The organism is Nonomuraea soli (genome assembly GCF_013761175.1).
GTDB lineage: Bacteria > Actinomycetota > Actinomycetes > Streptosporangiales > Streptosporangiaceae > Nonomuraea > Nonomuraea soli.
Genome location: NZ_JACDUR010000001.1, coordinates 1,527,087 through 1,540,224 on the forward strand (window position 1 = coordinate 1,527,087; position 13,138 = coordinate 1,540,224).

At 70.6% G+C, this 13,138-nt stretch carries 13 protein-coding genes; 12 read left to right on the forward strand and 1 reads right to left on the reverse strand.

What is annotated here, in order from left to right; genetic code table 11:
- The first annotated feature begins 38 nt into the window (after positions 1-38).
- Positions 39-2,294, forward strand: coding sequence for a hypothetical protein (locus tag HNR30_RS07240; RefSeq protein WP_181608838.1), 2,256 nt, complete (start codon positions 39-41; stop codon positions 2,292-2,294).
- Positions 2,295-2,315: 21 nt separating this feature from the next.
- On the opposite strand, the gene HNR30_RS07245 is transcribed toward HNR30_RS07240, so the two are convergent.
- The gene (locus HNR30_RS07245) at positions 2,316-2,894 is read right to left on the reverse strand and encodes a flavin reductase family protein (protein WP_181608839.1); all 579 of its coding nucleotides are present in this window, start codon (positions 2,892-2,894) and stop codon (positions 2,316-2,318) included.
- A 120-nt stretch (positions 2,895-3,014) separates the two neighbouring features.
- Between HNR30_RS07245 and HNR30_RS07250 the strand changes: the two genes are divergently transcribed.
- From HNR30_RS07250 to HNR30_RS49975, 11 genes are all read left to right on the forward strand, one after another.
- On the forward strand, positions 3,015-3,824 hold the full coding sequence (locus tag HNR30_RS07250; RefSeq protein ID WP_181608840.1) for an alpha/beta fold hydrolase: 810 nt from the start codon (positions 3,015-3,017) through the stop codon (positions 3,822-3,824).
- Positions 3,821-4,579: an alpha/beta fold hydrolase gene (locus HNR30_RS07255; protein ID WP_181608841.1), complete on the forward strand. Its 759-nt coding sequence runs from the start codon at positions 3,821-3,823 to the stop codon at positions 4,577-4,579. Before HNR30_RS07250 ends, HNR30_RS07255 begins: the two co-directional genes overlap by 4 nt.
- Entirely contained in the window at positions 4,576-5,883 is a 1,308-nt protein-coding gene (locus HNR30_RS07260) for an LLM class flavin-dependent oxidoreductase (protein WP_181608842.1), read from the forward strand. Before HNR30_RS07255 ends, HNR30_RS07260 begins: the two co-directional genes overlap by 4 nt.
- Positions 5,876-6,946, forward strand: a complete 1,071-nt coding sequence (locus HNR30_RS07265; protein ID WP_181608843.1) for an LLM class flavin-dependent oxidoreductase — start codon at positions 5,876-5,878, stop codon at positions 6,944-6,946. Before HNR30_RS07260 ends, HNR30_RS07265 begins: the two co-directional genes overlap by 8 nt.
- Before the next feature lies 1 nt (position 6,947).
- Positions 6,948-7,865 carry an NAD(P)-dependent oxidoreductase gene (locus HNR30_RS07270; RefSeq protein WP_181608844.1) on the forward strand — a complete coding sequence of 306 codons (918 nt, stop codon included), beginning with the start codon at positions 6,948-6,950 and terminating at the stop codon, positions 7,863-7,865.
- A gap of 8 nt (positions 7,866-7,873) precedes the next feature.
- Positions 7,874-8,809, forward strand: a complete 936-nt coding sequence (locus HNR30_RS07275; protein ID WP_181608845.1) for an LLM class flavin-dependent oxidoreductase — start codon at positions 7,874-7,876, stop codon at positions 8,807-8,809.
- Positions 8,806-9,762, forward strand: coding sequence for a quinone oxidoreductase family protein (locus HNR30_RS49970; protein WP_181608846.1), 957 nt, complete (start codon positions 8,806-8,808; stop codon positions 9,760-9,762). Before HNR30_RS07275 ends, HNR30_RS49970 begins: the two co-directional genes overlap by 4 nt.
- The gene (locus HNR30_RS07285) at positions 9,759-10,715 is read left to right on the forward strand and encodes an amidohydrolase family protein (protein WP_181608847.1); all 957 of its coding nucleotides are present in this window, start codon (positions 9,759-9,761) and stop codon (positions 10,713-10,715) included. Before HNR30_RS49970 ends, HNR30_RS07285 begins: the two co-directional genes overlap by 4 nt.
- The gene (locus HNR30_RS07290; RefSeq protein ID WP_181608848.1) at positions 10,712-11,041 is read left to right on the forward strand and encodes a NifU family protein; all 330 of its coding nucleotides are present in this window, start codon (positions 10,712-10,714) and stop codon (positions 11,039-11,041) included. Before HNR30_RS07285 ends, HNR30_RS07290 begins: the two co-directional genes overlap by 4 nt.
- Positions 10,977-11,738: an IclR family transcriptional regulator gene (locus HNR30_RS07295; protein ID WP_181608849.1), complete on the forward strand. Its 762-nt coding sequence runs from the start codon at positions 10,977-10,979 to the stop codon at positions 11,736-11,738. The genes HNR30_RS07290 and HNR30_RS07295 overlap by 65 nt, the downstream gene beginning before the upstream one ends.
- Positions 11,739-11,934: 196 nt before the next feature.
- Positions 11,935-13,104 (forward strand): Rieske 2Fe-2S domain-containing protein, encoded by a 1,170-nt coding sequence (locus HNR30_RS49975; RefSeq protein ID WP_181608850.1) that lies wholly within the window; start codon positions 11,935-11,937, stop codon positions 13,102-13,104.
- Positions 13,105-13,138 lie beyond the last annotated feature (34 nt).

Here is a 13,138-nt window from a genome sequence, read left to right on the forward strand (position 1 = left end):
GCCTGGCGTACGGCGGTCGCGGCGTGCAAAGGTACGACGTGACGTCGTTCCAGGCACGAGAGGGCCTCGACCCGAACCCCTTGAAGAGAGACCCTCTGCTTTTCGAGATGTACATGGATGCGCTGGATCATGTCCTCGGCAGGCGGGAGATCCAGACGGCCCTCGAGGAATACGGGATGGCGGCCAGCAGGCTCCGCCTCCAGCTGACAGGCGACGCCCCGCGTGTGTTCTCCCGGGCCGCGCCCGAGTTCCGCGCCTACCAGACGCTGGCGCTCAAGCCGGACCGCCTGGTCCCTGACGAGAACGAACTGGGTGTCCTGCGACCCCTGGCTGTCGGGCTGGCCGTCCTCGGCGGGTTGTCGTTGTCAACCGGCGTCCTGGGCGGCGTGCTGGGGTGGACGTCCGCCTGGATCGCGCTGTGGGCGGGTGCTGCCCTGGTGGTGGCCGCGGTCACGGCCTGGCTGATCCGAGCGCGCATGACGTTCCTGGGCCGGCCACTGCTGAGCGGCGAGGGGGTGCCCGGGTACGACCCGGAACTGGACCGCGCCAGGAGCTCACTGATCAGTGCGCTTGGACGCGGGCTGCTGCTCGAAGAGGTGCGCGAAGTCATCAACGACAGGCGCGTGGGCCAGTTCGGCACCGCGTTCCTGGTCACCGGCAGCCCAGGCCTGTACGAGTTGCATGACAGCATCTTCACGGTGCCGACCCGTACGGCACAGGAGGTGCAGAGGCTGCTCGACACGGTCAGTGGAATCAGTCTCGGCATCGCGGGCCCGCGCGGCGCCGGGAAGTCCACGATCATCCGCTACTACTGCGACCCGTCCCAGACAGCCGGTGACGACTTGCGCTGCATGGTGTCCGCGCCCGTCGACTACGCCGCCCGTGACTTCGTACTCCATCTGTTCTCGACCTTCTGCAAGAGCGTGATCAGGCATTACTCGGCCCGCCCGGCCGCCGGCAAGACACCGGGGAGGCGCCTGCTCGCGGTGATGTCCGCGGCTCGACGGCTCGTCTCCGACCTCGCCATCGACATCCTCCTGTTGGGTGCGGCCGGTGCCGGCGCGTGGTTCCTCCTGCCGGATCCCTGGCCTTTGCCGGCGGTCGCGCTGGTCGGCGCTGCCGGCCTGTGGCGCGGCCTCAGCGCGGCCATGAAGATCATCCAGAGCCTGGACGGGCGTCCGGATGCGGAGACGCGCACCCTGATCAGGGCAGCCCGGAGCCACCTGGCCAGAGTGCGGTTCCTCCAATCCCACAGCCTGAACTGGACGGGCTCGATCAAACTTCCTGTCGGTCTGGAGGGGCAGGCCGGCAGTTCCGTGGCCCGCGCGGAGCAGCCGCTCAGCTATCCGGAGGCCGTCGAGCAGTTCCGCGCCTTCGCTCACCGCGTCGCCACGTTCGCCGACCGCAAGGGGCACAGCGTCTTCATCGGCGTCGACGAGCTCGACAAGATCGGCACAGCCGAACAGGCGGAGCGGTTCCTCAACGAGATCAAGGGCATCTTCGGCCTGCCGCACGTCTACTTCATGGTGTCGGTGTCCGATGACGCCCTCATGACCTTCGAGCGGCGCGGGCTTCCCCTGCGTGATGCGTTCGACAGCTCCTTCGACGAGATCCTCCGGGTGGGCGCTCTCGACTACGCAGAAAGCCGGCGCCTGCTCTATCGGCGGATCATCGGTCTCCACGAGCCGTACGTCGCCCTGTGTCACATCCTTGCCGGCGGGCTGGCTCGTGACCTGCTGCGGACCGCGCGGCAGCTGGTCCGCCTCGGCCACGCCCTCAGCGCGGCCGCTGCCGGCGACTCGAACGGTGGACACCATTCCAGCTTCGTCGACTACCTGTTCACGGCCGAAACGGGAGCCGCGCCGACGCCACCCCCGATGTTGACCGAGCTGTCCGCAGCGCTGATCGCCGAAGAACTCAGACGCAAGGCTCGCGCGACCGTCCACACCGGGGTCGAGGGCCAATGCCGTGCGCTGCTCTACGAAACGGCCTACGGAATCGCGGGTGAGTGCGAGGCGACGGCCATCGTGGACGCCTTGCTGGACAAGGGGCCGCTCAGCCCGCTCATGCGAGACTTCGCAGCCTACGCGTACTTCTGCGAGACCTTGCGGGAGTTCATCGGCCGGCTGGACGGGGCGTCGGTCGCTCGCTGTGTGGACGAGCGGACGTGGCCGGGCAGCTTCGATGCGCTGGCCGGCGCGCGGTACGCGTTCGCCGTGGACGCGGAGATCGCGTGGGAGACGGTGTCGGCGTTCCGGACCGCATGGCGGCTGCCGGTGCGCCGCCTGGTGTGAGGGCCGGATACCCGGTTTCGATCAGCTCTGGCCTGAGGTCGTTTCTCTGGCGAGCCGCGCGGCGATGACGGCGAAGAACGGCGTCTCGTAGTCGGGTTCGGCCTCCCGGTTGAAGCGCGCCTCCGTCGTCGCCGTGTCCGCCAGCCGGGTGAACCGTCCCCGGTGGAAGACAAGCGGCTGCCCGTCCCCGTCTCCCATGGCCGTCACCCGCAGCACGATCAGGTCGTGGTCGCCCGCCGGATGGGCGGCCTCCAGTTCGCAGTCGAGCCAGCCCAGCGACCCCTCGAGAACGGGATGGCCGCTCGGCGCGGGTGCCCACGGCAGCGCCGAGAAGCGGTCCGCGCCCTTGGTGGCGAAGCGTCGGCACACGTCCTCCTGCTCCGCGCACAGCACGCTCACCGCGAACCCGTCGCAGTCGCGCATGCGCGGCCACGTGGAGGAGGTGTGGGCCACGCAGAAGGCGACGAGCGGCGGGTCGAGCGACACGGAGATGAAGGAGTTGACCGCGAAGCCCTGGGGTCCTTCCGGCGTGGCGGCGGTGATGACGACGACTCCGGTGGTGTAGGCGCCCAGTACCCGCCGGAAGTCCCTATGGTCCATTGCTTCTCCATATTCATGACGATCGTTAGAGGCAAGCGCCTCTGCTTGGTGAAGGCCTCTTCCCCAAGAGCTCAGTGTTAGCTACTTTTATTACGGTCGTCAATGATTCGAGGAGTTCCCTTGGAGAGTAGACATATCCTCGTCGACGCCGTGGACACCCACTACCTGCATGCTGGGGATCCCGACGCCCCTGTCGTGGTGCTCCTGCACGGCGGCGCCCCGGGCGAGGCGGCGGAGACAGCGTGGAGCCGCAACATCGAGGCGCTGGCCGGGCAACACCGCGTCATCGCCCCCGACTGGCTGGGCTTCGGCCGGTCGGCGAAGGTCGTCGACTTCGGCGACCGGATGGGGCGGATGATCCGGCACCTGGCCCGGCTGCTGGAGGAGCTCCAGATCGGCTCAGCGGATCTGGTCGGGCTGTCGATGGGCGGTTCGGCGCTGATCCGAGCCCTGGTCGACGGGACGCTGGCGGCGCGCCGGGCCGTGCTGGTCAGCGCCGGCGGCCCGCCCATCAGCCGGGAGGCGATGGCGCGGCTGGCCGCCTACGACGGCAGCGCCGAGAGCATGCGCGAGCAGATCCGCCTGGCGTGCGCCGACCCCGCCTGGGCGCACGACGAGGCCTACGTCGCGCGGCGGATGGAGCTGGCCGCGCTGCCCGGCGCCCACGAGGCCTTCGCCTCCCTCGGCCTGCGCGGCCTCACCTCGCCCCCGCCTGCTCCGGAGCCCGGCTACGCCCGCATCCAGGTGCCGGTGCTGCTCGTCGCGGGGGCGCTCGACCGGCTCAAGCCGCGGGGCTTCGCCGAGCAGGCCGCCGGCCGGATCCGGGACGCGCGCCTGGAGGTGTTCGACGGCTGCGGGCACTGCCCGCAGCTGGAGGACGCCCACCGTTTCAACCACACCGTGCTCGCCTTTCTGGAGGAGAACCCATGAAACAGCTCGACGTGGCCTGCCGGCGCGAGGGCAGCGGACCACCCCTGTTGTTCCTGCACGGCCACTGGCTCGCCGGCGACTGGACGCCGTTGCACGCCGCGCTCGCCGGGCGCCTGGACGTGATCGCCCCGACCGCGCCCGGATTCGGCGACAGCGCCAGGCCCGCGTGGGTGAGCGGCCGGGACGACCTCGTGCTCTTCTACCGCGACCTGCTGGACCAGCTCGGTCTGGACAAGGTTCACGTGGCCGGATACGGGCTGGGTGGATGGCTGGCCGCCGACTTCGCGGTCTGGTCGCCCGATCGGGTGGCCAGCCTGAGCGTGCTGGCGCCGTTCGGCCTGCGGGTGCCCGGCCACCCGATCGCCGACGTGTTCATCATGAACCCGGCCTCCTACGACGAGGCCTACTTCAACGGTGAGCCTGTCGAAGGGGCCGTGCCCGGTCCTGGCACGCCGGACCAGGGCGGTCCCGAAGCGTTCGCCGCGCGCTACGGCGACATGGGCATGGCCGCCGCGCTCATGTGGGACTTCCGCTACGACCTCAAACTCGAGCACCGGCTGCCGCGCCTGGGCGTGCCCGCGCTGGTGATCGAGGCGGAGCAGGATCGCATCGTCCCGGCGCAGCACACCGCCCGCTGGACGGAACTGCTCGACGCCCGGCGCGTCGACGTCCCCGGCGGCCACGGCTTCCCCCTGGCCCATCCCGAGCGGACCGCCGCCCACCTCATCGCCTTCATCGAGGGGATCCACCAGTGAACAGGCTCGAGTTCCACGTCTTCCACCTCATGCCCTACCCGTTCATCCCGCCGGGAGAGGAGATCGAGTCGAGCTGGATCACCCTGCCCAACACCTACTTCGAGCCCGAGGTCGCGCACCGGCTCTACACCGACAACCTGGAGCAGCTCGTCGCCTGCGAGCGCTTCGGCTTCGACGGCATCCTGGTCAACGAGCACCACCAGAACGCCTTCGGCACCATCAACGCCCCCAACATCTGGGCCGCCTACCTGGCCGCCCGCACCCAGCGCATCCGCATCGGCGTCATCGGCAACGCCCTGCCGCTGCACCAGAACCCGCTGCGGGTCGCCGAGGAGATCGCGATGCTCGACATCGTCTCCGGCGGGCGCATCATCTCCGGCCACGTGCGCGGCATGGGCGCCGAATACCACTCCTCCGGCATGAACCCGGTCACCTCCAAGGCCCGGTTCTGGGAGGCCCACGACCTGATCATGAAGGCGTGGACCGAGCCGGGCCCGTTCGTCTGGCAGGGCGAGCACTACGACATCGAGCACGTCAACCCGTGGCCCAAGCCGCTGCAACGCCCGCACCCGCCGATCTGGATGCCCGGCACCGGCTCCACCGACACGATCGACGAGGTCGCCAAGCGCCGCTTCTCCTACATGCAGACCACCACCTCCAACTGGGTGACGAAGAAGTCGTTCGCCCTGTTCCGGCAGATCTGCGAGGAGAAGTACGGCTACACGCCCGCCCCGAACCAGCTCGGCCGGGTCGTGCCGACCTACGTCGCCGAGACCGACGAGCAGGCCCGCCGCGAGTTCATGCCGCACGTCATGTGGTTCTTCCGCACCGGCCTGAAGATCCCCATGCACCACCTGATGCCGCCCGGCTACAACGGTGCCGAATCCATGCTGCGCACCATCAGGGGCCGCCAGGCCGCGGGGGTGAAGAACTTCTGGGAGCTGTCCTTCGACGAGCTCATCGACCAGGGCTACATCATCTGCGGATCGCCCCAGACCGTGATCGAGAAGTACGAGCGGATGATCGAGGAGTACGGCCTGGGCATGGCGATCAGCGCGGGCGGCCCGCTCGGCTCGATGCCGCACTGGATGGTCATGAAGAACCTGCAGATCATGGCCGAGGAGGTCATCCCGCACTTCCGAGAGCCCGGAGGCGCGCCCGTCTGGGAGCGGGCCGTGCCGTACACGCACGCCGAGATCGCCTCCACGTACGGCAAGCCGAAGCTCACCCCGGTGGTGCGCCTGGACGACGGCCGTGACCTGCCCACGCCCCTCGGGCACATCCCGGAGGTGGCCGGTGGCTAGCCTGCTCGACAGCGCCAACCGGCTGCGGCTGGCGGTCTTCTCGCCGAACATGGCGGGGGGAGCGAACCTCACGTTCTCCGCCGACGCTCCGAAGGCGACCTGGGCCGAGTCGGTACGGCTGGCGCGGACGGCGGAGGCCGCCGGCATCGAGGCCGTCATCCCGGTGGCACGCTGGCGGGGAATGGCCGCTGCTGAGCGGCGCGAGGCTCACCGCTCCTTCGAGCCGTTCACCTGGGCGGCGGGCATCGCCGCCGCCACCTCGACGATCCAGGTGTTCGCCACCTTCCACCTGCCGCTGGTGCACCCGGTCGCCGCCGCCAAGCAGATCGCCACGGTCGACCACATCTCCGGCGGCAGGTTCGCGGTCAACCTGGTCGCCGGCTGGAACAGCGACGAGTTCCAGATGTTCGGCCACGACCTGCGCGAACACGACGACCGCTACGCCGTGGCCGAGGAATGGATCACGCTGCTGAATAGGATCTGGGCGGCCGGGGAGGAGTTCGACTTCGACGGCCGCCACTTCCGGGGCCGCAACATCCTGTCCGAGCCCAAGCCGCTGAACCGGACCGTGATCATGAATGCCGGGTTCAGCCCGGCGGGACAGGACTTCGCCGCCCGGCACGCCGACATCACCTTCGCCATGCTGCCCTCCGTCGAAGCCGCCGCCGACCTCGTCGCACCGATCAAGAAGCGCAAGCCCGATCTGCTGGTGTTCGCCGCCGCGCACATCGTCTGCGCGGAGAGCGACGAGCTGGCGCGCGAGCAGTACGAGCGCATGGTGGGGGAGCTGGGCGACCGGCAGGCGGCCGAGCGTGCCATCCGGCTGCTGATCGGCTCCTCCCGCAGCGGCGACTTCGACGGGCTCGCCCACGCCGCCATCGCGGGATTCTTCGCCCTGCCGCTGGTCGGCTCGCCGGGCACGGTGGTGGCGCGCATGAAGGAGCTGGCCGAGGCGGGAGTCGACGGGCTGGCCCTGTCGTGGCTCGACTACGACGCCGGGCTCGCCCAGTACGCCGATACGCTGCGTCCCCTGCTCGTGGAATCAGGGTTGAGGGAGCACTGACATGCTGATCGCCGTACCCGCCGACGCGCCCGTCGGCGACCTGCCGCCGGACGCCCGCCTGGCCAGGCTGGACGAAGACGACCCGATCCCGGACGACACCGCGTTCCTGGTGCTCGAACCGGTCCTGCGCGAGCGCCTCGTCGAGGCGCTGCCGCGGCTGACCGGGCTGCGCGTCGTGCAGACCGTGCACGCCGGCGTCGACTGGGTGCCGTCCCTGCCCGACGGGGTGCTGCTGTGCAACGCCAGCGGCGTGCACGACGGGCCGGTCACCGAGTGGATTATGGGCGTGCTGCTGGCCACGGGCAAGCGGCTGCCGCACTACTGGGACCACCAGCGAGCGGGCACCTGGGACCGGAGCGGCAACCTGAGCTTCGGCGACGGCCCGGCACCGCGCCACCTCGACGAGTCCACGGTGCTGATCATCGGCTACGGCTCCATCGGCGCGCTCCTGGAGTCGCGGCTGGCCCCGTTCGGCACCCGCATCCTGCGGATCGCCCGCCACCCCCGTGACGGGGTCGGCGGCCCGGAGGCCCTGCCCGAGTCGCTGGGCCAAGCGGACGCCGTAGTGCTGCTCGCCCCGTCCACACCGGAAACCCGCGGCATGGTCGGCGAGAAGTTCCTGGCTGCCATGCGGCCGGGCGCCCTGCTGGTCAACGCCGCCAGAGGCGCCCTCGTCGACCACGACGCCCTGCTGGTGGCGCTGCGGGCGGGGCAGGTCAGAGCAGCCCTGGACGCCACCGAACCCGAACCGCTGCCCGACGGGCACCCCCTGTGGTCCGCGCCGGGAATCATGATCACCCCCCACGTCGCGGGATCCAGCGCCACCTGGCGCACACGCGCCTACCGGCACGTGGCCGAGCAGGTGAGCGCGCTGGCCGAAGGCCGCCCGCTGCGCAACGTCCGCCATCACGGTTACTGAGGAAGACCATGAGCAATCAGATCGGCGTCCTGCTCCCCAGCGCAGTCCCCGGGACCAGCGGGGAGACGATTCTCACCTGGGCCAGGCTCATCGACGAAGGTCCGTTCTCCTCCCTGGGCGCGGCCGACCGCTACGTCTACGTCAACCACGAGCTGATGATGACCATGGCGGCAGCGGCGGCCGTGACGTCGCGGGTGCGGCTGACGACGGCCGCGCTGCTGCCGCCGCTGCGCCCTACGCCGCTGGTCGGCAAGCAGGTCGCCACCCTGGTGTCGTTCGCGCCGGGCCGCGTCACGCTCGGCGTGGCCGTGGGCAACCGGGTCAACGACTACGAGAGCAGCGGCCGGGAATGGAGCCGCCGCGGCAAGATCCTCGACGAGCAGATCGAATACCTCGCCGCCATGCGTGACCTCAAGGGCGAGGAGAACTGCGTCGGACCCGAGTGCGCCGCGTTCGAGCTGCTCATCGGCGGGGCCTCGGACCCCGCCATCCGCCGCCTGCTCGCGCACGGCGACGGCCTGGTCAGCGGCGGCGTCAAGCCCGAGGTGTTCGCCTTCGAGGCCTACGCCGCCATGACCGCCTGGGAGGCCGCGGGCAAGCCGGGCCGCCCCCGGCTGGTGGCCAGCACCTGGTTCTCCTCCTCCGAACGGGCAGGTGACCTGGCCGAGGCGCGGCTGGCCTCCTACCTGGCCAAGGGCGGCCCGCCCGAGCCGGTGCTGTCGGGCATCAGCCGCGGACGCGAAGGAGTCGAGGCCGCCGTGCGCGCCTACCGGGCTCAGGGCGCCGACGAGGTGACGTTCTTCCCGCTCGTCGACGACGTCTCCGAGCTGGAGTGGCTGGCCGAGGTCGTGCGCGACCTCCCGGACATCGAGCGAGGCGAGCCGGCGCCCGACTTCTCGATGTTCGGCGGCGCGGAGCCCAGCGTGAAGGGCCGGCACGCGTGAGCGGCGCGGACCACGCGATCAAGCGGGGAGGGGCCCTGATGCTCGCGCTGCACGTCACGGCCTACGGCCGGCCTCCGGTCGCGGTGAAGGACGCGCCGCGCCCGTCGCCGAGTCCCGGTAGCACGCTGGTGCGCATGTCCGCCGTCGCGCTCGGCCACCTCGACCGCACGGTCGCCTCCGGCACCTTCCCCGCCGCGCCCGCTCCGCCGTACATCCCGTGCGGGGACGGAGCCGGAAGGGTGGTGGAGTCGGAGAGCTTCCCCGCCGGGGCACTGGTCTGGATCCGCGGCGGGGGCCTCGGGGTGACGCGTGGCGGGGTGGCGGCACAGTACGCGCTCGTCCCCGACGCCGCCTGCCATCTGGCGCCGCCCGGCGCTGACGAGCTGCTGGCGGCCTGCTTCTTCTCTCCCGCCACCTCCGCCCACGTCGCGGTGCACGATCTGGGCCGGGTCCAGGCCGGTACACGCGTGCTGGTGAGCGGCGCGGCGGGAGCGGTCGGATCGCTGGCCGTCCAGCTCGCGCTGGCCGCCGGAGCCCGGGTCGACGCCATGGTGTCGAAGCCGGAACGCGCGATGCTGGTCCCGCAGGGGGCGCGCGTGACCTCTGGGGCGGGGCCGTACGACCTGTTCATCGACACGGTCGGCGGCCCGGCTCTCAGCGAGCGGCTCGATCTGGTGGCGGCCGGTGGCAGGGCGGTGCTGCTCGGTTACACCCAGGGTTCCCGCGTGGAACTCGATCTGCCCCGCCGCATGGCGCACGATGTCGAGCTGCTGTTCCTCAACATGCAACGCCGGGCGCCGCAGGCGTTCGGCGTCGCCGGCGAGCTGCTGACCAGGCTGTCGCGCGGTGACCTGAGGCTCAATCTCAGCTGCTACCCGCTGGAGCAGGCCGGCCTGGCCTGGCAGGCCCTCGCGGACGGCAGCGCCGCGGGAAGGGTGGTGCTGCAGCTGTGATCGACGACGTGTTCGTCTTCGACCTGGTCGTGCACCTGCACGACATGAGCGAGGCCAACCTGCTGGCGGGTGCGCCGTGGGCGAGACATGTCCGCGACCTCGCGCTCGGGCTGGGCAGCGCGCTCGGCGCCGGCCCGGACCAGGCCACGCGCGTGTCGGTGGAGACCATGGGCCGGCTGGTGTTCGAGCAGTCGCCGACCGACGTGGCGATGGCCCAGGTGGTGCCGGTCTTCGACTGGTATGACGACTGGTGGGCGCCGGTCGAGCTGCAGGCCGCCTTCGCCCGCGCCTACCCGGGCCGTGGCCTGTTCTGCGGCGGCGTCGACCCCGGCCACCGCGGGGTCGAGGCGGCACTGGAGCACCTCGACTACCAGGTGCGCGAGCTGGGCGCGGTGTCGCTGAAGTTCTACAACGGCCACGTCGAGCGCGGCTGGCGCTGCGACGACGACCAGCTCGCCTACCCGCTCTACGAACGGGCCCGCCAGCTCGGCCTGCGGGTGCTGCAGTTCCACAAGGGCAACCCGTTCGGCATGGAGGACGTCGAGCAGCTACGGCCCAACGACCTGCAACGTGCCGCGCGCGACTTCCCCGACCTGACCTTCGTCATCCACCACCTGGCCACGCCGTACTTCGACGAGTGCGTCAACATCGCCGCCCGGTTCCCGAACATCCACCTCGCCCTGTCGGCCGCGGTGAACTTCCTGCCCTTCCGGCCGCGCCTGTTCCAGCGCCGGCTCGGCGAACTGCTGGCCGCCGTCGGATCCGACCGGTTGTTGTGGGGCTCGGAGGCCGCCCTGGCGGGCTCGCCCGCGCCGTACCTGCGGGCGTTCATGGATCTGTCCATCCCCGACGACCTGCGCGAAGGCTACGGCTACCCGCAGATCACCCTGGAGGACAAACGCAACATCCTCGGGCTCAACGCCGCACGCCTGTTCGGGGTGAGCCCGGGATGAACACACGCGCCGTGGCCGACGCCCTCTCGCGCGTGATGCGCTCGCACGGCGGGGCCCTCACGCTCCTGGCGCAGGACGACGGCGTGGTCACCGTGCGCATGGGAGGCATGTGCGGCGCGTGCCCGGCCAAGCCCGGCTGCCTGGAGGCCACCATCAGGCCCGCGCTGCTGGCCGTCGAGGGCGTGAGGGACGTCGTCGCAGAAGGAAGCCGTCTCGATCCGGCCGCGCACGCGCGGCTCCGGCGTTTCCTGGAGGACCCCGATGATCGAAACAGATTCGGTGCTGGGCAAGGTCAGGCTGATCCTGGAGGCGTTCCACCACGGTGAGGAGCACGTGGCCCTGGCCGAGCTCGCCAGGCGCACGGGCCTGCCCAAGGCCACGATTCACCGCATCTGCGCCGACCTGGTCGGCTGGGGCGCGCTGGAGCGCTCGGGCAGCGGCTACCGGCTCGGCCTGCGTCTGTTCGAGCTCGGTCAGCGGGTCAGCCGCCCGCGCGCCCTGCGTGACGCGGCCTATCCCTGCATGGAGGAGCTGGCCTTCACCACCAAGGAGACCGTCCACTGCGCCATCAGGGACGGTCACGAGGTGCTGTACGTGGAGAAGATCGGCGGCTACCGGCTGGTGTCCCGGCCGTCGCGCACGGGCGGCCGGCTGCCGCTGCACTGCACGGCGACCGGCAAGGTGCTGCTCGCCTTCGCCGGTCGCGAGGTGATCGACGACGTGCTGGGAGAGCCGCTGCGCCGCTTCACCAACCACACCATCACCTCGCCACGGCGGCTGCGCTCCGAGCTGGAACAGATCAGATCGACGCGGGTGGCGGTGGAGAGCGAGGAGTGCCGCATCGGCTACCTGTCGGTGGCCGCACCCGTCTTCGACGGCCGGCAGCAGCTCGTCGGCGCCATCTCGGTGGCCGCCCCGACCATGCGGGCGTCGGTGACCCGCCTGGTCGCCGGGGTGCGGACCGCGGCCGAGGCGGTGAGCAGACGCGTGGACCGGATGCGGCAGGAATCCTGGATCGCCTGACGGTCCACCCATGAGAACGCCTCCATTCGATCGGTCTCACAGGCCGTCCGGCCATCGGGAGATCGTCACCGAGGAGACAACGTGTCGCTGATCTCCCCTCCCTCACTCCTCCGGCCGCCGGCATTGACCCGCCGAGCGTTCCGCTCTGCGGACCCCTTTCATTGGCTGACCGCGCTGACCTGCGAATCATCGAAGCGTGACTAACACCGACGAACGCCGCCGGACGCCGCGCGCCGGCACCGGCCGGCAGGACTGGTCGACGTGGCCGCACTACGATGCGGCGGCGTCGGGCTTCCGCGGCTACTGGTACCCGGTCACGTGGTCCAGCCACGTGACCGGCACCCCCCGGGCCCACCAGATCTGCGGCGACAAGATCACCTTGATCCGGGACGGCGGCCGCGCCTACGCCCTGCACGACCGGTGCCCGCACCGCGGCATCCCGCTGTCCATGGGCAACCAGCAGTTCCCCGGCACGCTCAGCTGCGTCTACCACGGCTGGACCTTCGGCCTGGACGACGGCGAGCTCAAGGCGGTCATCACCGACGGGCCCGACTCGCGCATCTGCGGCAAGGTCCGGGTGCGCACCTACCCGGTGGAGGAACGGCTCGGCATGGTGTGGGTGTACGTCCCCCTCGCCGGCGAGCCGCCGCACCCGATCGACGAGCAGTTGCCGGAAGAGCTGGTCTCCACGCCCTTCGTGATGGGCGGCCGCATCGACCCCCGGCCCGGCAACTGGCGCTTCGCCTGCGAGAACGGATACGACGAAGGCCACGCCAAGTACCTGCACCGCACCTCGCTCTGGCGTCTGTTCAAGGCCATGCCGACCTGGAACCTGACCCGCATCGAGCGCAAGGGACGCTGGGTCTTCCGGGTGCAGGAGGAGCAGTTCTGGAGCGCCGACTTCCCCGGCCTGGGCACCTGGAGCAACCAGCGCTGGTGGAAGCTGCGCCCGCCGAAGGCGAAGGCCTCCAACATCGGCAACACCGGCGCCGCCAAGAAGATCGACCCGGTGATCGCCGCCCAGGAGTTCCCCGGATTCGCGTCGGTCTCCATGCCGGGCGTGCTGCGCATCGCCTACCCCAAGTTCATCCACTACGAGTTCTACGTCCCCGTGGACGACAAGAGCCACCGCTACGTCGGCGTCATGGTCAACTTCGCCGAAGGCCTGGCCACGCTGCGCTTCTACGCCAAGTACCTCGGATTCGTCCGCTGGCTCTTCCACGGTCAGTTCTCCGGCCAGGACGCCGCCATGGTCGAGGCCACCGACGCCCCGCCCGAGCGGCTCTACCGCCCCGACGTGTCGCTGACCACGTGGCGGGCGCTGGCCGAGGAGGAGTACGGCACCAAGCTGGAGGCACTGAAGTGAAGATCGTCCTCATCCTGGTCGTCGCCGCCACTGT

Excerpts from the sequence above, each read along its gene's own strand:
- HNR30_RS07275 (WP_181608845.1), top strand. The coding sequence starts at position 7,874 with ATGAGCAATCAGATCGGCGTCCTGCTCCCCAGCGCAGTCCCCGGGACC.
- HNR30_RS07255 (WP_181608841.1), top strand. The coding sequence starts at position 3,821 with ATGAAACAGCTCGACGTGGCCTGCCGGCGCGAGGGCAGCGGACCACCC.
- HNR30_RS07270 (WP_181608844.1), top strand. The coding sequence starts at position 6,948 with ATGCTGATCGCCGTACCCGCCGACGCGCCCGTCGGCGACCTGCCGCCG.
- HNR30_RS07295 (WP_181608849.1), top strand. The coding sequence starts at position 10,977 with ATGATCGAAACAGATTCGGTGCTGGGCAAGGTCAGGCTGATCCTGGAG.
- HNR30_RS07245 (WP_181608839.1), bottom strand. The coding sequence starts at position 2,894 with ATGGACCATAGGGACTTCCGGCGGGTACTGGGCGCCTACACCACCGGA.
- HNR30_RS07290 (WP_181608848.1), top strand. The coding sequence starts at position 10,712 with ATGAACACACGCGCCGTGGCCGACGCCCTCTCGCGCGTGATGCGCTCG.